Below are 23,000 nucleotides of genomic sequence, written 5' to 3' on the forward strand. Positions count from 1 at the left end.
GCAGCGGGCGCCACCTGCAGTGGAATGCTGCAGGCCACTGTCGTGTGGGGTCTCCTTCACCCGTGCTGCGCTAGGGTGGCCGCTTCTGGAATGGAGGCTGTCGGATGCAGCATCGGGGAGCAGGCGCGAGCGGTGCGATGCATCGCCGCTCAATGTGGGTAGCGGCGCTCTCCACCGTCGTGGAGTGGTACGACTTCACCCTGTACCTGTACTTCGCCACCGTGCTCTCGCGGGTGTTCTTCGGCGGCGGCGAGACCGCGCTGTTGGCCACGCTTGCCGGCTTTGCGGTGTCCTACCTGATGCGCCCGCTGGGTGCGCTGTGTTTCGGCCATCTTGGCGACCGCCTGGGACGGCGCTGGATGCTGCTCGCTTCGATGGCATTGATGGCTGCGGCGATGCTGGCCACGGCCTTGTTGCCCACTCATGCGCAGATCGGTGCCAGTGCCGGGGTGCTGCTGTTGGCGTTGCGCTGCGTGATGGCGTTTTCAGTGGGCGGCGAATACACCGGCGTGGTCGCCTACCTGCTGGAAAGCGCGCCGCCGCGGCGACGCGGCCTGGTGACCTCGCTGGCGTCCGCGGCAAGCGAGGTCGGGGCGCTGCTGGCGGTTGCGTTGTCGGCGCTGACCGTGGCGCTGCTGCCGCCGGCGGACCTGGATACCTGGGGCTGGCGTATCCCGTTCTTCGTCGGCGCCGCACTGGCGCTGCTGATCCTGCTGGCGCGTTCGGGCATGCACGAATCGCCTGAGTTCGAACGCCAGCAACGCGAAGGCAGCGTGCCCAGTGCGCCGATACGGCAGATCCTGCGCACTCATCCGGGGGCAGTGGCGCGCACCTTCGCGATCTCTGCGCTGGGCTCGATCACGTACTACGTGGGCATCACCTATGTGCCGGCATTCCTGCACGCCAATGGGCGAGGGGAGGGCGAGGCGTTGTGGCTGTCGACCATCGCCGCGGTGGCGGTGATCCTCGCCACGCCGCTGTTCGGGCTGCTGTCGGACCGATTCGGACGACGGCCGCTGCTGCTGGGGCTGACCCTGCTGTCGGCGCTGTTGCCGCTGTCGATGTTCGCGTGGATGGCGCAGGCATCGACGCTGGGAGTAGTCGGTGCAGCGGTCGTCCTGGCCTGCGTGGCCGGTGGCATCAGTGCAGTGGCGGCCTCGGCCACGGTCGAACAGTTCCCCGGCGAAGGTCGGCTGAGCGGGCTGGCGCTCGGCGTGACCATGGCCACGGCGGTATTCGGTGGTGCGACACCGTGGCTGGCACAGTGGTGGGTCGAACGCAGCGGGTGGAACGCTGCGCCCGGGGCGATGATCGCCATCGTCGCGTTGCTGGTGCTGCCGGTGCTGTGGCGCCTGCCGGAGACCCGCCCGCTGCGGTAGCGCCGAAGGCAGCGGACGGCAAAAGCAGGACGGCCAGCGGCCCTCCCTACCGTGGTAGCGCCGAGCCATGCTCGGCGAGCGCAGCGGCAGGCAAAAGCAGGACGGCCATCGGCCCTCCCTACCGTTACAGCGACAGGGTTCTTTCGATGTCCGCCAACACGGCGCTGGCATCCACGCCGATCGCGATCGACTGCATCGCCTGGCCATCCCACACGCTGGGACCAAAGGCCATGCCGGCCGGCTTGGGGATGGTCATTCCGCGTGCCACGCCATCGGTGGCCACGCGTACGCTGGCATGTTCGAAGTCGAACAGTTCCGGACGGGTCAGCGCGATGCAGGCACAGCAGTCGTGCACCACCATGCCCTTGTGGCCGGCCTGCAGGTAGAAGTCCACATAGTCCTGTGACAGCGCACGCACCAGGTCCGCATCGGCGCCACCGGCGTGGGCCAGTGCATCCAGTCCGTGGCGGTCCATCTCCACCTGGGTGGTGACGTCCAGGCCGATGGCGGTCACCGGCCAGCTGGCGGTGAACACGATGTCGGCGGCTTCAGCGTCGCCCCAGATGTTGGCCTCGGCGGCCGGGGTGATATTGCCGTTGACATGGAAGGCGCCTCCCATGATCACCACGCCGCGCACCAGCGAGGCGATATCCGGCGCTTCGCGCAGGGCCAGCGCCAGGTTGGTCATGCGGCCCACGGCGACCAGGGTGACCTGGCCCGGCTGCGCACGGACCAGGTCGATGATCAGCTGGTGCGCGCTGCGCGGATCGGCGGCCACGTCCAGCTGCGCCGGCACCGGGTGGTTGCCCAGGCCGTTGTCACCGTGGATGTGCACTGGCCAGGCTTCGGGCTGGGCATCGGGCTGCAGCGGGCCGGCGGCGCCGCGCGCCACGGGGGCATCCAGGCCCCAGGCCTGCTTCAGGAACAGCGCGTTGTGGGTGGTCGATTCGACGGCGGCATTGCCGAACACCGTGGTGACGGCCAGCAGGTTCACCTGCGGGTGCTTGTGCAGGTACAGCAGCGCCAGGGCGTCGTCGACGCCCGGGTCGGTATCAAAAATAACGTTGTGCATCATGTTGTTGTTCTTCTTCCGTCCGGGGTGGTGCGGGGCGCGCCCAGCGGCGCTGCCCGTAGCGTAGTGTCTCAAGTGTCCGGACATGATGACAGGCGGGCTCGGCGGGCGGGGGCTGACGACCAGCGGTCGTCACCCACCAGCGGCAGGATCAGCGGGCGGTAGCGCCGAGCCATGCTCGGCGAGCGCAGCGGGATGGGAATGACGACCAGCGACTCGTCACCCACCGAGGGCGGTATCAGTACTTCCAGCGCAGGCTGAAGGCCACGAAGCGCGGTTCGCCGTAGTTGTTGTAGTCCAGGTTGGCCCAGTAGGTCTTGTCGAGCGCGTTGCGCACGCTCAGCGTTGCCGTCCAGCTGTCGCTGATGCGGTAGTTGGCGTTGAACTGCACAAGCGCATACGCCGGCTGGTTGACCGTCACCGTGCCGCCCGGGGGGTAGGGCACGTTGAAGCCCTGCACCTTGCTCTGCCACTGCACGCCACCGCCCAGGGTCAGGCGCTCCCAGGCACCGCGCAGGCGCACGCTGGTGTTGAGCTGCAGGAAGTCTTCGGGCAGGTTCGCGTACAGCAGGTCGGTCGCTGCCCGGGTCACCTTGACGTGGGTGAAGCCGGCATTGACCGTCCAGCCCGGCAGGATCTCGCCGTTGAGGTCCATTTCCCAGCCGCGCGCCTTGGTGCCGTTGATGCCGATGTAGGCCGAGCTGCCATCGCTGAGCGAACCGTCCGGCACGCTGGCATCGCGCACGGCGTAGTTGTCCTGCTTCGCTTCGAACACCGCGGCATTGGCGGTGAAGCGGCCGTCCAGCCATTGCGACTTGATGCCTGCCTCGACATTGGACCCTTCCACCGGGGCCAGCAGGTTCTCGTTGCGGTCCTTGTAGTTCTGCGGATTGAAGATCTCGGTGTAGCTGGCATACCCGGAAACATTCGGGGTGATGTCATACACCAGGCCCACGTACGGGGTGACTTCGTCATCCACCTTGTAGGCGCCGCTGGTGGCGGTGTAGGTGTTGGCGATGTTGTACGCGCGGGTGCGGGTTTCCCACGAACTCAGGCGCGCGCCGGCGATCAGCGAAAGTGGCTCGGCAAGGCGCAGGCGGGTGGATGCGTACACGCCGCGCTGCGTGGTGCGCGCATCGCGGTGCGCGCCGGTGCGGTTGACCACCAGCTCCGGCGCATTGCCATCCCAGGCGTGGATGTCGGGGATGTCGTAGCGCCAGCCGCCGGTGGGGGTCATGGTCCAGGCGGTGGACTGCAGGTCGGAGAAGCTGCCACCGAACACCACGTCGTGTTCGCGGCCGAACAGACCGAAGGTGCCTGACAGATAGACGTCCACGCCCTTGCGCGTGTCATCGGTCTCGCCCGCTGCACCCAGCAGATAGATGCCTGCGCCGGTGGTCGCATCCGGATACCCGCTGCCGTACACGCGCACGTTCTGCACGTTGCCGCGGGTGTAGGCGGTATTGACCCTCAGCAGCCAGTTTTCGCCGAAACGCTGTTCCAGGTTGGCGAACGCGGTGCTGGTCTGGCGCTGCCACCTGGCCCAGTCCGGGGCCAGGTTGGTGCTGCGCGGCAGGTGCGCGAAGCTGCCGTCGCTGTTGAAGAACGGCACCGTGCCCCAGGTGGTGGCGGTGGGATTGTTGTCCTGGGTCTGGAAGCCGACGGTGACGGTGGTGGAGTCGGTCAGGTCGCCTTCCAGTACCGCCATGCCGGACATCTTGTCCTCGCTGTAGCGGTCGTAGTAGTAGTCCTTGTCCTGCCAGGCGGCGACCACGCGGCTGCGGAAGCGGCCATCGGCGGTCAGCGGCGCGTTGACGTCGGCCTGCATGCGGCGGAAGTCCCAGCTGCCGGCACTGATAGCGAAGGAGGCATCGAAGTCCTTGCCCGGGCGCTTGCGCAGCAGGTTGACCGTGGCCGAGGGCACGCCGGCGCCGCTGAGCAGGCCGTTGGCGCCGCGGATCACTTCGATGCGGTCGTAGAAGGCGGTGTCGTATTCCTGGTTGGTCGAGCCGCTGTAGGTCGGCAGGCCGTCCACCTGGAAATCGGTGATGGCGAACCCGCGCGCGTAGTACAGCGGGCGCTGGGTGTCGTAGAAGGAGACGTTGACGCCGGTGACGTTGCGCATCACATCGTTGACGCTGAACAGCGATTCGTCCTGCAGGCGCTCCAGGCCGATCACGGTGCTGGACTGCGGCGTTTCCTGCAGGGTGATGGGCAGGCGCGTGGTGCTGGATGCAACGGCGCGGCTGCCGCGCACGCTGACTTCGTCGAGGGTCTTGGCATCCGGGGCGGCGCTGGCATCGGCAACGGTATCGGCCAAGGCAGGCGCGGTGGACAGCGCAGCCAGCAGGGCAACGGTCAACGGTGCGTGGCGGAACGAGAGAATGGCAGTCATGGCGGCTTTGAGGGAAGACGGGAAGGCGGGCAGGGCACGGCCGGCGGAAGGCGCCAACAGCCGGTCGATAGGCGCGCAAATGTAAATGATTATCGACAACTTTACAATTCTCATCTTCTGGCGGGGGTGTGACAACCAAGGTCGTCCGCTACAGAAGCGGAAACAAAAGCGGCCACCCGAAGGTGGCCGTTGGCGTGTTCCCGGAAGCGGGGCGCAGGCTTACAGCGCCTGCATTTCCTCGTTCCTGTTGCGCTTTTCCTGCGGCGGCAGCGGCGTTTCAGCCGGGCGCGCCACGGTCGCTGGAATGGCGGGCGGCTGGGCCACGTCAGCCGGTACGTCCAGGAACGGCAGCTTCAGCGTCTGGCTGGTCAGCGTGCGGATCTCGTTGGTCAGGGCAGGGCTCTCGTTGAGCTTGCGGCCGTAGGACGGCACGATCTCGCGCAGGCGGGCTTCCCAGCCGGCCTTCATCTCGTCCGGGAAGGCCCTGGCCATCAGGTCGAGCATGATCGGCGGCGAGGTCGAGGCACCCGGCGACGCCCCCAGCAGGGCGGCCAGGGTGTGGTCCTTGTCGGTCACGATCTCGGTGCCGAACTGCAGCAGCGGGCCCTTTTCCGGGTCGTTCTTGATGATCTGCACGCGCTGTCCGGCGGTGACCAGGGTCCAGTCCTCGCGCTTGGCGTTGGGGTAGTACTTGACCAGCTCGGCCTGGCGGTCATCGTCGTTCAACTGCGCCTGGCTCATCAGGTACTTCACCAGGTCCAGGTTGTCCGCGCCCACGTTCAGCATCGGCGCCACGTTGCTGTGGGTGACCGACGAATACAGGTCGAACCACGAGCCGTGCTTGAGGAACTTGGTGCTGTACAACGCGAACGGTCCGAACAGAACCACCGGCTTGCCATCAAGCTTTCGCGAATCCAGGTGCGGCACCGACATCGGCGGCGAACCGGTTTCGGCCATGCCGTAGGCCTTGACCCCGTGGCGCGAGGCGATCGCCGGGTTTTTGAAGGCAAGGAACTGGCCGCCCACGGGGAAACCGCCGTAGTTCTTCGACTCCGGGATGCCCGACAGTTGCAACAGCTTCAGCGCGGCGCCACCGGCACCAATGAAGACGAAGCGAGCGTGGGTGGTGCTCTCGTTGCCGGACTTGAGGTCCTTGACGGTCACGTTCCAGGTCTTGTCGTCGTTCTGGCGCAGCGCACTCACTTCATGACCCAGGTGCAGGCCGAAGTTCGGACTGCGCTTGAGTCCGTCGGTGAGCTGGCGGGTGATCACGCCGAAGTTGACGTCGGTGCCCAGCGGCATCCAGGTCGCGGCAACCTTCTGGTTCGGATCGCGGCCTTCCATCAGCAGCGGGGCCCACGCCTTGATCTGCGCGGGATCTTCGGAGTACTGCATGCCGTAGAACAGCGGGTTCTTCACCATTGCCTGCTGGCGCTTGCGCAGGAAGTTGATGTTGTCATCGCCCCACACGAAGCTCATGTGCGGGGTGGCGTTGATGAAATCGCTCGGCTGGCTCAGGCGGCCCTGGCGCACCTGGTGCGACCAGAACTGGCGCGATATCTCGAACTGTTCGGCGATGCCGACCGCGCGCTTGGTCTCGATGCTGCCATCGGGCAGCTCAGGCGTGTAGTTCAACTCGGCGAATGCCGAGTGCCCGGTGCCGGCATTGTTCCAGCCATCCGAGCTCTCCTGGGCCACGCCGTCGAGCCGCTCGTAGATCTGGATGTTCCAGTCCGGCTGCAGTTCCTGCAGGTAGGTGGCCAGGGTGACGCTCATGATGCCAGCGCCCACCAGGACCACATCGACGGGTTTTTCGTTGCTTGCCGCCGGCACCGAGCGCGTGGTGAGCGGCCAGTACAGGAACAGTACCGACGCCACCAACAGCAGCACGAGCAGGGCGACTAAAGCCTTGCCAAATTTCTTCATGGGAACGATTCGTTTGGGGAGGGAATCAGGATGCGTGCCGGACAGGTACGGCGCGTGAAAACGCGTCAGGATAGAGCCGCCCACGGCAACCAGTGTCGGATTTTACCCCTTTACGGTACGGATTTGGTGCGACGCAGCATCCTGCGGGAGGTAGCGGGCGGCCGGCCCGACCCGGCAAAGCCTCAGCGCTTGCGGCGGATCAGCGCGGTCGAGGCTCCCAGCACCGCCCGCGTCAGCAGGGCCATCGTCTGCACATCGCCCTTCCAGTGCTGCCAGTACAGCGGCACGTCTTCCCAGGCGCGCTGGCGCACGTAGACCAGCCGTCCGGCATCCAGGTGGCGCTTGACCAGCGGCAGCGGGTTCATGGTCCAGCCCAGCCCGCCCAGGTTGGCCTGCACGAAGGCGCGGGTGGAGGGAATCCACCAGGTCGGCGCCGTGTTGGGTACTTCCACCCCGGCCATGCGGCGGGCAAAGCGCGCCTGCATGTCGTCCTTGCGGTTGAACACCAGCACCGGCGCCTGGGCCAGCGCTTGGGCACTGACGCCCTTGCCGAAATGGCGGTCGCGGAACTCCGGGGTACAGGTGGCGGCGTAGCGGATGCTGCCGAGGGCATGGATCTGGCAGCCCTGCACCGGCTCGTCCAACGTGGTCACCGCGCCCAACACCGTGCCCTGGCGCAGCAGTTCAACGGTGTGGTCCTGGTCTTCCACGCGTAGGTCCAGGGTGGTGCCGGTGACCTGGGCGAACTGCTGGGCGGCCTGCGGGAACCAGGTTTCCAGGCTGTCATGGTTGACCGCCACCGGAATGCTGGCCTGCGGCAGGTCCTCGTCGGCCAGCCCCATGCGGTGCAGTGCATCGTGTTCCAGCAGGGCGGTCTGTTCGGCCAACTGCACAAGCACCTGGCCTTCGGCGGTCGCGGTAGCTGGTGCGCCCCGCTTCACCAGCAGCCGGCCGACGCGGTCTTCCAGTGCTTTCACCCGCTGGGACACGGCCGATGCGGTGACGTTGAGCGCCTGCGCGGCGCGGTCGAAGCTGCCTTCGCGGATGACCGCAGCGAGGGCGCGGAGCTGGGCATGGTCGACGCGCATGGCGATTAAGTTCCGCTAAAGAGGCTTAAGGAAGTTTAGCTTTTCTTGAGATTGGTGCAACGCGACAATACACCCGTACCCGGTGCTGTCCGCCTTCGCGAGGCACCGCCCCCTGCTCCACGAGGTCTTCCCATGTTCTCGATCATTTCCGCCAGCACCGGCCTTGCGGCCTGGTTCAGTGGCGCCGCCACCGGCATCGGCCTGTTCGCCGTGGTCGGCGCGCAGAGCGCCTTCATCCTGCGCCAGGGGATCCTGCGCAAGCACATCGTGCCGGTCGTGGCGACCTGCGCGGCGATCGATGCGGTGTTCATCTTCGCCAGCGTGGCCGGACTGCGCACCCTCATCCAGGCCGCGCCGTGGCTGACCAGCGCCGTGCTGTGGACCGGCGTGGCGTTCCTGGCGTGGTACGCGCTGAAGTCGGCGCGGCGTGCGATCGCCGGCGGCGGTGGCATGGGCGAGGCCGAAAGCGATGACGGCAGCCGCCGTGCCGTGCTGATGGCCGCGGTCGGCTTTTCGCTGATCAACCCGCACTTCTGGCTGGACATGATGGTGATCGGCTCCATCGCTGAAAACTTCGGCAACGACCGCATGGCCTACGCGGCCGGCGTGGTCACCGCCAGCTGCCTGTGGCTGACCGCGCAGGGCCTGGGCGCCCGCCTGCTGGCGCCGCTGTTCAACAAGCCAGGCACCTGGCGGGTGCTGGACGGCACCATCGCGGTGATCCTGAGCATCCTCGCGCTGACCCTGGCGGTCCGTGGCGTGAACTGATTCCACTCTCCAAGGTGGGGTGTGCAGGGCGGCATCGGAAACGGTGCCGCCCTTTTTTTCAGGTTTTCCTGATTCCCAATTCGTTCACCTCCTGTTTACAATCGCCCGGTCGCGGACATGGTGTCCGCAGGGGGCGGGATAAGGATGCGCAAGACGATACTGGCGGCGATGATCGCCGCGATGGCCCTGCCGATGATGGCAACGGCAGCGGACGTAGACCTGGACACGTTCCTCAAGCGCGACAGCTTCACCGATCTCAAGCTGTCGCCGAACGGCGACTACTACGCGGCAACCATTCCGCTTGAGAAGTCGACCGCCGTGGCCATCCTGCGCGTGGCCGACAGCCAGATCGTAGGGCGCTTCGTGCCGCCGGAGAACAACCATGCCGCGCGTTTCGACTGGGTCAGCGACGACCGGGTTCTGATCGAACTGGGCCAGAAGTTCGGTTCGCTCGACGAGCCGCAGCGCACCGGTGAGCTGTATTCCCTGCGTGCCAACACCACCAGCGGTGAGCTGCTGGTCGGTTACCGGGTGACCGGCGGCAACACCGGCACGCGCATTTCCGGCAAGAAGGCCGAGGCCGTCGCGGCGTTCCTCAGCGATGACCTGCCGAGCGATGACAAGCACGTGCTGATCGCGGTGACGTCGTTCAACGGTGACCCGTACACGCGCCTGGAGCGGATGGACGTGACCAGTGGGCGCCGCATCCCGGTGACCCGTTCGCCGGTGCAGCGTGCCGACTTCACCACCGATGCCGAAGGCAATGCGCGCTTCGCGCTGGGTGCCGGTTCGGACAACGTCAACAAGCTGTTCTACCGCGACCGCAACAATGAAAACTGGAAGCTGGTCAACGACGAGGCGGTGTCCAAGCGGATCGAGCGCGCGATCGGGTTCTCCGCCGACGGTGCGTTGGCCTACCTCAACGTGGAACAGCCTGCGGGACCGGACAAGATCGTCAGCTGGAACCCGGCCAGTGGCGAGCGCAAGGACCTGCTGCGCGACCCGATGGTAGACCCGGCGCGGCTGATCTACCGGCCGGGCACCGCGGTGCCGGTGGGCGCGCTGTTCCTCGGCGATACACCGCGCACCCGCTTCTTCGACGAGACCTCTGCCGACGCCAAGCTGTATCGCAGCCTGGAATCGGCCTTCGGCGGGGACGCGGTCTTCATCACGTCCAGCACGCGCGACAGCAACAAGGTCCTGGTGGAGACGTTCTCCGGCCGTAATCCCGGTGATTTCTTCATCTACGACCAGAAGGCGAAGGCGGCCCAGCACGTGGTCAGCCGCAGTACCTGGATCGACCCGGCCCAGACCGCGCCGGTCCGCGCGATCACCGTCAAGGCACGTGACGGTTTGCCGCTGCATGGCTTCCTGACCACCCCGCACGGGCGTGAGGCGAAGAACCTGCCGATGGTGGTGCTGCCTCACGGCGGGCCGTTCGGCATCTTCGAAGATGGGACCTACGACAGCCAGGCGCAGATGCTGGCCAGTGCCGGGTATGCCGTGCTGCAGATGAACTTCCGCGGTTCCGGCAATTACGGCCGTGCGTTCGAACAGGCCGGTGCCCAGCAGTGGGGCATGGCGATGCAGGACGACCTGACCGATGCAACCCGCTGGGCGATCAGCGAAGGCGTCGCCAACAAGGCGAAGATCTGCGTCTACGGCGCCAGTTACGGCGCCTATGCGGCGCTGATGGGCGCGGCGAAGGAACCTGGCCTGTACCGCTGTGCCGCCGGTTACGTGGGGGTCTATGACCTGCCGATGATGCACAGCCGCGGCGACATCCAGCAGCGGATGTCCGGGGAGACCTACCTGCGCGAATGGATCGGCCCGGCCGACAAGGTACGCGACGTATCGCCGGTCAACCTGGCATCGCAGATCAAGGTGCCGGTGTTCCTGGCGGCCGGTCGCGAAGACCAGCGTGCCCCGGTGCAGCACACCGAACGCATGGAAGCGGCATTGAAGAAGGCCGGCGTACCGGTGGAGAGCCTGTACTACCCGCGCGAAGGGCACGGCTTCTACGTCGATGCCAACCGTCGCGAGTACTACGGCAAGCTGCTGGCGTTCCTGTCGCAGAACCTCGGCGGTGACAAAGCGGCCGCGCCGAAGCCGGCCGCACCGTGAAAAAGGGGACGGAGGGAATTAATCTCGATTAATTCCCTCCGTCCCCCTTTTTCTTACTTCACTCCGTGCATCATGCGGCGAAGCAGGGGGGCGGTGGCGAAGGCGAGCACGGCGCAGCCCAGGCCGATCCACATCAGCAGCCAGAACAGGTGGGCGTAGCTGGCCGAGGCGCTCACCACGTCCAGCGTTTCGCCTTCGGGTACTTCGATGGCGGCCAGTTTGCCGAACAGCGCGGCCAGCGTTTCAGAGAACGCCGTGGCCAGGAACCAGGTGCCCATCATCAGGCTGACCACCCGCGGCACCGCCAACTGGGTGACCGCCGACAGGCCCACCGGGGACAGGCACATTTCACCACTGGCCAGCAGGAAGTAGGCCAGCACCAGCCACCACACACTGGCCATCTGGCCGGTGGCGCCGACCTGCTGCGCGGCCAGCGCCAGCGGCACGAACGACAATGCGCCCAGCACCAGGCCGATGGACGATTTCATCGCCTTGCCCGGTTCGGCACGGCGGCGGTCCAGCCACGCCCACAGCAGCGCGAACAACGGCGCCAGCACCACCAGGAACAACCCGCCCAGGTAGGTGAGCGAGCCGGCGGTCTGCGGGATGACCAGGCAATCACGGACCAGCAGCACCAGCATCACCAGCACGATGGCGATGAACATGCGGCGTGGCCACGCGGAGCCGGGCGAGCGGTCGGACAGCCGCGCGCTGACCACGAAGCCCAGCGGCGCCAGCAGCAGCGACAGGATCGACCACGGCAACGGGGTGCCCTCGCGGATCACCAACGCGGGCACGATGTCCTTGGTCAGCAGGCGATCGGTGAAGGTGACCCATGAGCCGTAGCTCTGCTCGTACAGGGTGAAGAACACCAGTGCCATCAGGATCAGCGCCATCAGCGCGATCATCTGCTGGCGCTGCACCGGCGTGCAGCGGGTGCCGGTGAACCAGGCAAACCACAGCAGCACGCCCCCCAGCACCACCAGCATCAGCATCAGCGCCAGGCTGATTTCACCGCCGAGTGCGAAGGCGCCGTTGCCGGCGGCCCACATCAGCCAGGCCACCGGCAGCACCGCCAGCACCGCGCCGGCGTAGATCAGCCATTCTCGCGGCAGGCCCAGCACGCGTTCGCGCAGTGAAGCCGGATCACGCGGTTCGGCGTGGCCGTGCAGGTACTTCTGCCCCCACAGGAACATGCCCAGGCCGACCAGCATGCCGATGCCGGCCGCGCCGAAGCCGTACTTCCAGCCGTAGGCTTCACCCAGGAAGCCGCACACCAGCGAAGCGAACAGGGCGCCCAGGTTGATGCCGGCGTAGAACAGCGAGAAGCCGGAATCGCGGCGCGGATCGTCTTCGGCGTACAGCTTGCCGACGATGGTGGAGATGTTCGGCTTGAGGAAGCCCACCCCCATGATGATCAGCGCCAGCGACAGGTACGTGATGGTCAATGCACCGGTATCGCGCACCACCTGGCCGTTTTCCAGGTAGGCCGCGTGCCCTTCGAAGGCCATGCCCAGGTGGCCGAGCACCAGCAGTACGCCGCCGAACAGCACCGCCCGGCGCATGCCCAGCCAGCGGTCGGCCAGCATCCCGCCGAACACCGGGATGCAGTACACCAGCCCGCCGTAGGCACCGAGCAGGTCCAGCCCGGCCTTGTCGCCGAACAGGTGGTACTTGGTGAGGTACAGCAGCAGCAGCGCCTTCATCCCGTAGAAGGAGAAGCGCTCCCACATTTCGGTGAAGAAGCAGACGTAGACGCCCTTGGGGTGGCCCAGGAAGTCGTCATTGGCAGCGATGGCGGTCATCGGTTCGGGGGCAAGCAATGAAGCCGGCGATTATGCGGTCAGAACTCCGTGGATGCGCGGAAAGTGCCAGCCATCCTCACAGATAGCGCAGCCAGGCGATATCCCGACGGCGTGCCTTGAGCGCGGCAAACGACCGGGTCGGCAGGTACAGCAGCAGCGCCAGCGCGATGCTGATCAACAGCAGCGCGGCCACAGATTCCACCGCGAACAGCGCGCCGTTGGTGGGTCCCCACAGCGCCAGCGCGGCCAGGTACATCAGCTTCAACACATACAGGTGCAGCAGGTAGAAGAACATCGGCGCCGCACCGATCCGGGCCAGCGGCTGCAGCGCGGCGGCCACGGCCGGCACTTCGTACAGGCGCAGCAACAGCAGGCCCACGCCGAGGGTGGCCAGCAGGAACAGCAGCGAAGGCGGGTACTTGGTGATGTTGAAAATGCCCATCAGCGTCTGCAGTGTGGTGGGCTGCAACTGCCACGGCGCATCGCCGTAGACATTGAGCGCGCGCAGCAGCATGAAGGCCGCCAGTGCGCCCCAGCCGGCCCACAGCAGCCAGCGCTGGCGCTGTGCCGGCGGGCGCGTGGCGGCGAACCACGGGCCCATCAGGTAGCCCAGCACGATCACTCCGATCCACGGCAGCAACGGATAAGAGGTACGCAGGCGCAGCGCATCGCCGAGCACGATCCAGTCGCGCTGGTGCAGCACCTTCCACAGCGTGGCCAGCACGCCGTCGCCTTGCACGTGCACGCCATCGAGCAGGTTGTGCCCGGCCACCAGCAGCAGCGCCAGTGGCAGCAGCACGCTGCGCGGCAGCCAGACAAGCCCGGCCAGCGCGATCATGCTCAGGCCGATCACCCAGATCACCTGCAGGTAGATCGTGTCCGGCGGGAACTGGAAGGTCCAGGCGAAGTTGACCAGGGTCAGCTCCAGCACCACCAGGAACAGGCCGCGCTTGAACAGGAAGCCGGCGATGGCGCGGCGTGGGTCGGCCTGGCGCTGGCCGTACAACCAGGCCGACAGGCCGGTCAGCAGCACGAACACCGGTGCACACAGGTGGGCCAGCAGCCGGCAGGCGAACAGGGCAGGGGACACCGTGGTCACGTCCATCGGATCGCTGACCTGGTGCTGCAGGAAGAAGGTTTCGCGGACGTGGTCGAGCAGCATCAGCAGCATCACGGTGCCGCGCAGCTGGTCGATGGAGGCCAGCCGGGTGGAGACGGAAGGGGGCATGCGGGCGCGCTGGAAGGGGTCTGGAAAGGATATAACATATCATTTAGGCCCCGACCCGTGCGAGGGCCGGGTACCGGCGTGCTGGACTTGCCGCAGGCCGGACGCTAGCGTTGCAGGGATTTTTTCGTATCAGGGGCTTCAATGAACAACGTCGCTGCGCCCAAGCAGCTCACGTTCCGCGCGGTGGTGCTTGCCATCGTGTTGGCCGTGGTGCTGTCGGCCGCCAACGCCTACCTGGGCCTGTTCGCAGGCCTGACCATCGCCACCGCGATTCCCGCGGCGGTCATCTCCATGGGCGTGCTGCGCCTGCTCGGCGGTGGCACCATCCTGGAAAACAACATCGTCCAGACCGGCGCGTCGGCCGGCTCGTCGATCGCCGCCGGTGTGATCTTCACCATTCCCGCGCTGGTGATCATGGGCTACTGGCCGGACTTCAAGTACTGGTGGGTGCTGGGCATCGCCGGCCTCGGTGGCCTGCTCGGCGTGCTGTTCTCGGTACCGCTGCGGCGCTCGATGATCGTCGAAGATCCGCTTCCCTTCCCGGAAGGCAAAGCGGCGGCCGAAGTGCTCAAGGCCGGTGAGAACCCCGGTCCGGGCCTGAAGATCCTCGGCCTGTCGGCGGTGATCGGTGCGGTGGTCAAGGTCGCCGCGGCCAGCGGCATGCGCTTGATCCCGGATGCCTGGGCCACCTCGGCCTACCTGGGCAGTTCGAAGATCACCGCCTTCATCGGCACCAACCTGTCGCCGGCGCTGCTCGGCGTGGGCTACATCGTCGGCCTGAATGTCGGCATCGTGGTGGTGTCCGGCTCGATCCTCACCTGGCACATCGCCATCCCGGTCTACCAGGCATTCTTCCTGCAGACCGACCCGGCGCTGGCCGCGTCCATCGCCACCGCTTCGTCCACCGATGCAGCGTTCGCCATCTGGGGCGCGAAGATGCGCTACCTGGGCGTGGGCGCGATGCTGATCGGCGGTATCTGGACCCTGTTCTCGCTGCGCAAGTCGCTGCTGAGCGGGGTCAAGAGTGGCTTCGCCGCCGCCCGCAAGAGTACCGGCCCGGCGCTGGCCGAAACCGAGCGCGACCTGCCGATGAAGTGGATGCTGGTGGCCCTGGTGGCCTTCACCCTGCCGCTGCTGGCGCTGTACCAGGCCATCGTCGGCCAGTGGCACGTGTCGATCCCGATGACCATCATCATGATCGTCGCCGGCTTCCTGTTCGTTTCCGTGTCGGCCTACCTGGCCGGCCTGATCGGCTCGTCCAACAACCCGGTTTCGGGCATCACCATCTCCACCATCCTCTTCGCTTCGGCGGTGCTGGTGCTGCTGCTGGGCAAGGATGGCCTGACCCCGGTCGGCGCCTTCGGTGCACCGCTGGGCGCGGTGGCGGCGATCATGATCGGTGCGGTGGTGTGCTGCGCGGCGGCGGTCGGCGGTGACAACCTGCAGGACCTGAAAGCCGGTTACATCGTCGGCGCCACGCCGTGGAAGCAGCAGCTGATGCTGGGCATCGGTGCGTTCTCCTGCGCGCTGATCATGGCCCCGGTGCTGAACCTGCTGGCCACCGCCTACGGCATCGGCGCCCCGACCCCGGAGCATCCGAACGCGCTGGCGGCCCCGCAGGCGAACCTGATGGCGTCGGTCGCGCGCGGCCTGTTCGGCGGCGAACTGCCGTGGAACTTCATCATGATGGGCGCCGTCGTCGGTGCCGCCATCATCGCCCTGGATGAGTGGCTGAAGAAGACCGGCAAGCGCTTCCGCGTGCCGGTGCTGGCCGCCGCGATCGGCATCTACCTGCCGCTGGAACTGATGGTGCCGATCTTCCTCGGTGGCCTGATTTCCTACCTGGTGGAGCGCTTCCACAAGGTGCGTGCCGATGACGAAGAAGGCCGCGACCGCGTGCACAAGCCGGGCGTGCTGTTCGCCGCCGGCCTGATCACCGGCGAAGCCCTGATGGGTATCGCCATCGCAGTGCCGATCGTGGTCAGTGGCCGCGCCGACGTGCTGGCGGTGCCGTTCGCGCTGCCGGCCGCGCAGTGGATCGGCCTGGCCGTGCTGTTCCTGGTCGGCTGGCTGATCTACCGCACCGGCAAGAAAGCCAACGCCGGCTGATCGGCGCAAGGGGAAGCGGGGAAGCGCCGGGCCGTGCCCGGCGTTTTCCTGTCGGGGGGCATGACCGATGGCCTTGGCACGCTGCCGTGCCGGGGCCTACCATCGACGTTTTGCCGTCCCGCGGAGTACCCGATGAAACTGCGTCATGCCTTGTTGCCGTTGAGCCTGCTCGCGGCGCTGCCGACCGTGGCTGCTGCCCGCGGCCTTGATGTCCGCGACCTGATCGCGTTGGACCGCGTTTCCTCGCCAGTGCTGACGGCCGATGGCGGCAGCGTGGTGTTCGCCAAGCGCAGCGTGGACAACGAACAGAAGGCCAGCAATGCGCTGTTCGTGCGCAACCTGCGGACCCGCGATGCCGCACCGCCCAAGCAGCTGACCCCGAGCGGCTGGAACGTCAGCTCCGCTTCGTTGTCGGCCGATGGCCGCACCGTGTACTTCCTCAGCGCCAAGAACGGCAGCCAGCAGCTGTACGCGCAGGGACTGGACGGCACCACGCCGCGCCAGCTGACCGATTTCCCGGTGGACGTGGACAGCTACCACGTGTCTCCGCAGGACGACCGCGTGCTGTTCAGCGCCGGCGTCTTCCAGGACTGCGGTTCGGACCTGGCCTGCACCGAAAAGAAGCTGGCCGCGATCAAGGGCACCAAGGCCAGCGGCCAGGTGTTCGATTCGATGTTCGTGCGCCACTGGGACACCTGGAACGATGGCCGCCGCAACACCCTGTTCGTCGCGCCGCTGCCGACCGGCAAGGCTGCCGGGGTGAAGGGCGCCTCCGCGCTCAGCGCCACCCTGGCCGGCGACGCGCCGTCCAAGCCGTTCGGTGGCAATGATGATTTCGCCTGGTCGCCGGATGGCACCAGCATCGTCGCCAGCATCCGCGTGGCCGGCCGCGAAGAACCGTGGTCCACCAACTTTGATCTGTACCGCTTCGACGCGGCCGGCAAGCAGGCACCCGTCAACCTGACTGCCGCCAACCCGGCCTGGGATGCCGGCCCGGTGTTCAGCGCCGATGGCAAGACCCTGTTCTACCGCGCGATGAAGCGCCCGGGCTTCGAAGCGGACCGCTTCGGTTTGATGGCGATGGACCTGGCCAGTGGCAAGACCCGCGAGATCGCTGCGGAGTGGGATCGTTCGGCCGGTGGCATCGTGCTGTCCGCCGATGGCAGCACGATCTACACCACCGCCGATGAGCTGGGCGAGCACCCGCTGTTCGCGGTGGACGTGGCCAGCGGCCAGGTCGACAAGCTGATCGGCGATGGCAGCGTGACCGCCGTTGACGTGGCCGGCAACAGCGTGGCCATCACCCGCAACAGCCTGAAGAGCAACGACCAGGTACTTGTCGGCCTGCTGCCGCCCGCTGGCCAGCCGATCGGCGAGCTGCGCGCGCTGACCCCCGCAGCCGGTGACGTGCTGAAGGATGTGTCCTTCGGTGACTACGAACAGTTCGAGTTCAAGGGCTGGAACAACGACACCGTGCACGGCTACGTGGTCAAGCCGCACGATTACCAGGAAGGCAAGCAGTACCCGGTGGCGTTCCTGATCCACGGCGGCCCGCAGGGCAGCTTCGGCAATGGCTGGAGCTACCGCTGGAATCCGCAGACTTATACCGGCCAGGGCTACGCAGTGGTGATGATCGATTTCCACGGTTCCACCGGCTACGGCCAGGCCTTCACCGATGCGATCAGCCAGCACTGGGGCGACCGTCCGCTGGAAGACCTGCAGAAGGGCTGGGACGCGGCGCTGAAGCAGTATTCCTTCCTGGACGGCGACAAGGCCTGCGCGCTGGGCGCCAGCTACGGTGGCTTCATGGTCAACTGGATCGCCGGCAACTGGAACAGCCCGTTCAAGTGCCTGGTCAACCATGATGGTGTGTTCGACCAGCGCATGATGGGCTATGCCACCGAAGAGCTGTGGTTCACCGAGTGGGAGCAGGGCGGTACGCCGTTCGCCAAGCCGGCCAACTACGAGAAGTTCAATCCGGTCAACCATGTCGCGGACTGGAAGAAGCCGATCCTGATCATCCACGGCCAGCTGGATTACCGCATCCCGGTCGAGCAGGGACTGGCGGCGTTCACCGCCGCGCAGCGCCAGGGCATCGATTCGAAGTTCCTGTACTTCCCGGACGAGAACCACTGGGTGCTGAAGCCGGCCAACAGCGTGTTGTGGCATGACACGGTGAACGCCTGGTTGAAGCAGCACATCGGCCAGTAAGCCGCGTTGAAGCGCCGCCCCTGGGGCGGCGCTTTTTTGTTTCGTAGCGCCGAGCCATGCTCGGCGGCTTCTGTCCACCGCTGCGCTCGCCGAGCATGGCTCGGCGCTACCCCTGGATTGGCATGGTCTCGACTCCCTTGATCCAGAACGACATCGTCGTCTTCGGCCTGATCGCCGCCACCCTCGGCGCGGTGTTCTGGACCGCCTCGCGCCAGCAGGGAATGTGGAAGCGCTTCTACACCTTCGTGCCGGCGCTGCTGCTGTGCTACCTGTTGCCCGGCATCTACAACACCGTGGGCCTGATCGACGGCCAGAACACCCAGCTGTACAACCCGATCGCGCGTGACGTGCTGCTGCCGGCGGCACTGGTACTGCTGACCCTTGCGGTGGACATCAAGGCGATCCTGCGGCTGGGCCCGAAGCTGGTGCTGATGTACCTGGGTGCTTCGGCCAGCATCATGCTCGGTGCGGTGGTGGCGTTCCTGCTGATGCGCGCGCTGCATCCGGAAACCGTGGCCGGCGACACCTGGGCCGGCATGGCCGCACTGGCCGGCAGCTGGATCGGCGGCGGTGCCAACATGCTGGCGATGCGCGAAGTATTCGACGTCGATGCGACCACCTTCGGCCAGTTCGCGGTGGTGGACGTGGGCGTGGGCTATGTGTGGATGGCGGTACTGATTTTCCTGGCCGGGCGCTCGGCGAAGATTGATGCACGCAGTGGCGCCGATACCTCCGCGATCGATGCGTTGAAGGAACGGATCGCGCGGTTCCAGGCCGAGCACGAGCGCATTCCCACCCTGACCGACCTGATGTCGATCGTGGCGGTGGCGTTCGGCGGTGTCGGCCTGGCCCACGCCATCGGCGCCCCGCTGGCGGCCTGGTTCAAGCTGCATGTCAGCTGGGCGTCGCAGTTCAGCTTGGACGCGCCGTTCGTCTGGGTGGTGGTGTTGTCGACCACGCTGGGCCTGGGCCTGAGTTTCACCCGTGCGCGCACGCTGGAAGGCGTGGGCGCCTCGCGGGTGGGCTCGCTGCTGCTGTACTTCCTGATCGCCTGCATCGGCATGCAGATGGACCTGGTGGCGCTGCTGGACCGTCCGTGGTTGTTCGCGCTGGGGTTGATCTGGATTGCGGTGCACATCGTGCTGCTGTGGCTGCTGGCCAAGCTGCTGCACGTGCCGTTCTTCTACTTCGCCATCGGTTCGCAGAGCAATATCGGTGGGCCGGCATCGGCGCCGGTGGTGGCTGCGGCGTTCCATCCTGCGCTGGCGCCGGTGGGCGTGCTGCTGGGCACGATGGGGTATGCGACCGGCACGTACCTGGCGTACGTGGTGGGGATCACGTTGCGGGCGTTGGCGGGGCAGTAGTTTTTTGTCTGTTTGCATGGGGCGCCGGGGGAGGCGGGGATCAGCGGGACACGCCGCAAGTACGTCCATGTAGGCTACGTCGCCGCATCCCTGCGGCTCAGTGTCCCGCCGACCCCCGCCTCCCCCGGCGAGCCAGCATTGCGCCGGCGGAGGGAAAAAAAGAAAAAAGCAGGTAGCGCCGAGCCGTGCTCGGCGGAGTTCCTCCGTGGCCGTCAACAAAGAGCCGCCGAGCATGGCTCGGCGCTACCGCTCTTGCTTTTTTTCCTCCCCACCGGTCGCGCTGAGCTGGCAGGCGCGGGTGGGGCAGGTTGCACGGGACACTGAGCCGCAGGGATGCGGCGACGTAGCCTACATGGACGTACTTGCGGCGTGTCCCGTGCAGCCTGGCCCGCCCGCGCCCTCGCAGTCCACGTAACTCGAAGCACGACTCAGCCGACCAACAACCCCCGTTCGACCAACCAAGCGCGCGCATCCTCGGCATCACCCTCGAACCACGCCCGCGTGGACCCCAGCCGGTACGTGTACCCCCACGCATCCATGTCCGCCATCAGCTGCGCGCTGCCCACTCCCGGCAGCCCCGCCGCCAGCACGATCTGCAGGTAACAGGTCGCATCTTCTTCGGGCACCGAATCGGTGGCGTCGGTATGCACCAGCGCACGCCGCTCCGGCGGCAGCACGATCAGGTGGCAGGCTTCGTGCAGCATCGAATGCACCGGCGTGTCATCGCGCACGTAGACATCGCTGGCGATGATGCCGGCCTCGGGCTCGCCCCAGTAACTGCCGGGGATCGGCTCACCGGCGGCCACGTGGTGCAGGTGCAGGCCATGCCCGGACAGCAGGCGCGCGGCATCGTCGAAGGCGATGTCGCCGACGCGGGTGACCGACGGTTCGGGGGCGGGTTCGTTCATGGCATCGAGCAGAAACCCCGCCCGCGGCTGGCGCGGGCAGGGCAGGGGATCAGGGCTTTTCGGGCCCTTCCGGCAAGGCGACGGAGATATCCAGCACGTCGTGCTGCCCGTCCTTGACCAGGTCGACCTTTACCGCATCGACATCGATGTTGACGTACTTGCGGATCACTTCCAGCAGCTCGCGCTGCATCAGCGGCAGGTAATCGGGACCGCCGCGGTGGCTGCGTTCCTGCGCGATGATGATCTGCAGGCGGTTCTTCGCTGTCTCGGCGGTGGTCTTCTTGGCTTTCAGGAAATCGAACAGGCCCATGCTTACCCTCCGAACAGCTTGCTGAAGAAGCCCTTCTTCTCCACGGCGGTGAAGCGCATCGGGCGGTCTTCGCCCATGATGCGCGCGACGGCATCGTCATAGGCCTGGCCGGCGGGTGACTCGCCGTCCAGGATGACCGGTTCGCCCTTGTTGGAGGCATTGAGCACATCGCCGGATTCGGGGATCACGCCGATGGCCTTCAGGCCCAGCACTTCTTCCACGTCGGTGATGCTCAGCATCTCGCCGGCTTCCACGCGCACCGGGGTGTAGCGGGTCAGCAGCAGGAAGGCCGGCACGTCATGGCCGTTTTCTGCCTTGTGGGTCTTCGAATCCAGCAGGCCGATGATGCGGTCGGAGTCGCGCACCGAAGACACTTCCGGGTTCACCACCACCACGGCGCGGTCGGCGAAATACATGGCCAGGAACGCGCCCTTTTCAATGCCGGCCGGCGAATCGCAGATGACATATTCAAAGCCATCGGCGGCCAGGTCCTTCAGGACCTTGCCCACGCCTTCCTGTGTCAGCGCATCCTTGTCGCGGGTCTGCGAGGCAGCCAGCACGTAAAGGTTGTCAAAGCGCTTGTCCTTGATCAGGGCCTGCTTGAGGGTGGCTTCGCCGTGCACGACGTTGACGAAGTCGTACACCACGCGGCGCTCGCAGCCCATGATGAGGTCGAGGTTGCGCAGGCCGACGTCGAAGTCGATCACCGCCACCTTCTTGCCACGACGTGCCAGGCCGCAGGCAAGGCTTGCGCTGGTGGTGGTCTTGCCGACGCCGCCCTTGCCGGAGGTGACTACGATGATTTCAGCCAAAGGACTTCTCCTGCTCTTGTTCTGGTTGGGGCTGCGACAAAGTCAATCCAGCGCAGCGATCTTGATCTGGTCCTGTTCCAGCCAGACCTGCACGGCCTTGCCGCGCAGGTTGTCCGGTACATCGTCCAATACCTTGTAGTGGCCGGCAATGGCCACCAGTTCGGCATGGAAATCGCGGCAGAAAATACGCGCCGCGGTATTGCCCTGGGCACCGGCCAGCGCGCGTCCGCGCAGGGTGCCGTAAATATGGATGCTGCCATCGGCGATCACTTCGGCGCCCGCGCCGACCGTGCCCATCACCGTGAGGTCGCAGTTTTCAGCGTACAGCTGCTGGCCCGAACGCACGTTGGCCAGCTGCATGCGGCCCGGCTTGGGGGTCTCACCCGGCACTGGCGCGGCGGCCAATGCGGCGACCGCGGGCGCGGCGCGGCGCGGTTCGCGCGCGGGAGCCGCCGGGGGGGCTGCACGGGGCGGGGCCGGCTCGGCGTCGGCACGTTCGTACTGTGCGCGGAACTTGGCCAGCAGCGGCAGGCCCAGCTGTTGGGACAGCAGTTCGATCTCCGAGGTGCCGTAGGCCAGTGCCACCGGCAGCACGCCGGCGCCACGCAGCCCGTCCAGCAGCGCCTTGGCGCTGGCCACGTCCGGGGTGCGGCTCAGGCCGCCGAAATCAAGGATCACCGCGGCGCGTCCGAACAGCTTGGGCGCGCGGTTGACCCGCTCGTTCATCTCCTGCACCAGACGCTCCACATCCATCGTGCGAATGCGCAGGTTGGCGATACCTACCTGGCCGATCTTCAGTTCACCGGCCTGTTCGTAATCCATGTTCACCGCCACCTCAAGTACCCGTCGACTGCTGGGCGGGGGCGGGCCGTTGCCGGCCACGCGCCCATGCCACGTCCGGCAGCTTGCCGCCGTAGGTATCACTCACCCAGGCATAGCTGCACAGTTCCTTGGCCAGCATGCTGGCGCGGACATCCACGTGCGGCATGGTGTTCTGGCCCAGTTCGCGGAAGCCGAAGCTGCCGTGGAAAAGCAGCGCCGCATCAGCGCCATGGTCCTGGAAGACCTCGCAGGTCATCTGCGGATAGCGCAGTTCGGCATAGCTCTGCGCATCGGCGTAGAACGCCCGGCCCACGCCACCACCGCGGCGGCGGCTGGCCACCACGATGCGGTCGATATAGAAGAAGCTGCTGGGCAGCTGCTGCTTGAACCAGGCGAAGTTGCTGCTGTCGTGCTGGCTCTCGCTGCCGAAGCCGATCAGGAACCCGGCCAGGTTGCCGTCGCGCTCGGCGACGCGGAAATACTCAGCGGTTTCATAGAACAGGTGCAGCCGGTGCGCGTCCAACGGCAGGATCGCCAGACCGGCGTTGTTGTTCAAGGCCAGGACGGAATCGAGCTCATGCTCGCGCACGTCGCGGATGACAATCGACATTGAGACTCCGTGGGGTGGTGCATGTTGCCCGTTGCTGGGCCCTTCCCACTGATTATTGCATGGGGGGGG

General features: G+C 66.5%; 17 protein-coding genes. 6 read left to right on the plus strand and 11 right to left on the minus strand.

Translation table 11 applies throughout. The features are described 5' to 3' along the window. Positions 1-137: 137 nt before the first annotated feature. The gene (locus IFT63_RS02140; protein WP_192083116.1) at positions 138-1,379 is read left to right on the plus strand and encodes an MFS transporter; all 1,242 of its coding nucleotides are present in this window, start codon (positions 138-140) and stop codon (positions 1,377-1,379) included. Positions 1,380-1,503: 124 nt separating this feature from the next. Here IFT63_RS02140 and IFT63_RS02145 read toward each other — a convergent pair whose 3' ends face one another. From IFT63_RS02145 to IFT63_RS02160, 4 genes are all read right to left on the minus strand, one after another. Further along, positions 1,504-2,451, minus strand: a complete 948-nt coding sequence (locus tag IFT63_RS02145; RefSeq protein ID WP_042614676.1) for a nucleoside hydrolase — start codon at positions 2,449-2,451, stop codon at positions 1,504-1,506. A 238-nt stretch (positions 2,452-2,689) separates the two neighbouring features. Continuing rightward, complete coding sequence (locus IFT63_RS02150) at positions 2,690-4,846, minus strand: TonB-dependent siderophore receptor (protein WP_192083117.1); 2,157 nt, start codon at positions 4,844-4,846, stop codon at positions 2,690-2,692. Between the two features lie 219 nt (positions 4,847-5,065). Then, positions 5,066-6,772: a malate dehydrogenase (quinone) gene (gene mqo / locus IFT63_RS02155; protein ID WP_192083118.1), complete on the minus strand. Its 1,707-nt coding sequence runs from the start codon at positions 6,770-6,772 to the stop codon at positions 5,066-5,068. Positions 6,773-6,954: 182 nt separating this feature from the next. Continuing rightward, the gene (locus tag IFT63_RS02160; protein ID WP_042614669.1) at positions 6,955-7,860 is read right to left on the minus strand and encodes a LysR family transcriptional regulator ArgP; all 906 of its coding nucleotides are present in this window, start codon (positions 7,858-7,860) and stop codon (positions 6,955-6,957) included. 132 nt (positions 7,861-7,992) lie between these two features. Between IFT63_RS02160 and IFT63_RS02165 the strand changes: the two genes are divergently transcribed. Together IFT63_RS02165 and IFT63_RS02170 are read left to right on the plus strand one after the other, a co-directional pair. Beyond that, complete coding sequence (locus IFT63_RS02165) at positions 7,993-8,628, plus strand: LysE family transporter (RefSeq protein ID WP_042614668.1); 636 nt, start codon at positions 7,993-7,995, stop codon at positions 8,626-8,628. A 144-nt stretch (positions 8,629-8,772) separates the two neighbouring features. After that, positions 8,773-10,752 carry a S9 family peptidase gene (locus IFT63_RS02170; RefSeq protein ID WP_192083119.1) on the plus strand — a complete coding sequence of 660 codons (1,980 nt, stop codon included), beginning with the start codon at positions 8,773-8,775 and terminating at the stop codon, positions 10,750-10,752. Between the two features lie 53 nt (positions 10,753-10,805). Here the strand turns inward: IFT63_RS02170 and IFT63_RS02175 are convergent, their stop codons facing one another. Continuing rightward, entirely contained in the window at positions 10,806-12,557 is a 1,752-nt protein-coding gene (locus IFT63_RS02175) for an oligopeptide:H+ symporter (protein WP_192083120.1), read from the minus strand. A gap of 76 nt (positions 12,558-12,633) precedes the next feature. Next, positions 12,634-13,785 carry a heparan-alpha-glucosaminide N-acetyltransferase domain-containing protein gene (locus IFT63_RS02180; protein WP_192083121.1) on the minus strand — a complete coding sequence of 384 codons (1,152 nt, stop codon included), beginning with the start codon at positions 13,783-13,785 and terminating at the stop codon, positions 12,634-12,636. Positions 13,786-13,926: 141 nt separating this feature from the next. Between IFT63_RS02180 and IFT63_RS02185 the strand changes: the two genes are divergently transcribed. The 3 genes from IFT63_RS02185 to IFT63_RS02195 all read left to right on the plus strand — a co-directional run bounded on the left by IFT63_RS02185 (position 13,927) and on the right by IFT63_RS02195 (position 19,469). Then, entirely contained in the window at positions 13,927-15,894 is a 1,968-nt protein-coding gene (locus IFT63_RS02185) for an oligopeptide transporter, OPT family (RefSeq protein ID WP_192083122.1), read from the plus strand. Between the two features lie 132 nt (positions 15,895-16,026). Next, positions 16,027-18,105: a S9 family peptidase gene (locus IFT63_RS02190; protein WP_192083123.1), complete on the plus strand. Its 2,079-nt coding sequence runs from the start codon at positions 16,027-16,029 to the stop codon at positions 18,103-18,105. Between the two features lie 122 nt (positions 18,106-18,227). Then, positions 18,228-19,469, plus strand: coding sequence for a DUF819 family protein (locus tag IFT63_RS02195; RefSeq protein WP_192083124.1), 1,242 nt, complete (start codon positions 18,228-18,230; stop codon positions 19,467-19,469). Positions 19,470-19,897: 428 nt separating this feature from the next. Here IFT63_RS02195 and IFT63_RS02200 read toward each other — a convergent pair whose 3' ends face one another. Genes IFT63_RS02200 through IFT63_RS02220 form a run of 5 tightly spaced genes read right to left on the minus strand, consistent with a single transcriptional unit; the run spans position 19,898 to position 22,931 of the window. Beyond that, positions 19,898-20,377 carry a hypothetical protein gene (locus IFT63_RS02200; protein ID WP_192083125.1) on the minus strand — a complete coding sequence of 160 codons (480 nt, stop codon included), beginning with the start codon at positions 20,375-20,377 and terminating at the stop codon, positions 19,898-19,900. A 49-nt stretch (positions 20,378-20,426) separates the two neighbouring features. Next, the gene (gene minE, locus IFT63_RS02205; protein ID WP_042615170.1) at positions 20,427-20,687 is read right to left on the minus strand and encodes a cell division topological specificity factor MinE; all 261 of its coding nucleotides are present in this window, start codon (positions 20,685-20,687) and stop codon (positions 20,427-20,429) included. Between the two features lie 2 nt (positions 20,688-20,689). Then, positions 20,690-21,499, minus strand: a complete 810-nt coding sequence (minD, locus tag IFT63_RS02210) for a septum site-determining protein MinD (RefSeq protein WP_042615169.1) — start codon at positions 21,497-21,499, stop codon at positions 20,690-20,692. Positions 21,500-21,541: 42 nt separating this feature from the next. Continuing rightward, positions 21,542-22,321, minus strand: a complete 780-nt coding sequence (gene minC / locus IFT63_RS02215) for a septum site-determining protein MinC (protein WP_042615174.1) — start codon at positions 22,319-22,321, stop codon at positions 21,542-21,544. 13 nt (positions 22,322-22,334) lie between these two features. Further along, entirely contained in the window at positions 22,335-22,931 is a 597-nt protein-coding gene (locus IFT63_RS02220; protein ID WP_042615168.1) for a GNAT family N-acetyltransferase, read from the minus strand. Positions 22,932-23,000 lie beyond the last annotated feature (69 nt).

Origin of the sequence: Stenotrophomonas sp. CFBP 13724, from assembly GCF_014841975.1 — a bacterium.
Classification (GTDB): domain Bacteria; phylum Pseudomonadota; class Gammaproteobacteria; order Xanthomonadales; family Xanthomonadaceae; genus Stenotrophomonas; species Stenotrophomonas lacuserhaii.